The following is a 235-nucleotide window of genomic DNA, read 5'->3' on the forward strand; positions in this document are numbered from 1 at the left end:
TGCTTTCGGATTTGTAAGTCTTTTGATTATCCGTGTTTTATTCGGTATGGGGGTGGGGCCGCTGTCGGCTGCCATAAGCAAAATGGTCAACAATTGGTTTCCTCCGTCTCAGCGCGCCACGGTCACCGGCCTGACAAACAGCGGAACGCCGCTCGGCGGAGCGATCTCCGGCCCGATTGTCGGGATGATTGCTGTGGCGTTCAGCTGGAAGGTTTCCTTTGACCTGATCATGACC

General features: G+C 55.3%; 1 protein-coding gene. It reads left to right on the forward strand.

Annotated elements, in window-relative coordinates:
• Nucleotides 1-235: MFS transporter (locus KVT31_RS30025; RefSeq protein ID WP_217613775.1), on the forward strand; the 235-nt coding region annotated here is incomplete at both ends.

Source organism: Bacillus sp. GbtcB14 (assembly GCF_019091205.1).
GTDB classification, from domain to species: domain Bacteria; phylum Bacillota; class Bacilli; order Bacillales; family Bacillaceae_G; genus Bacillus_A; species Bacillus_A cereus_AG.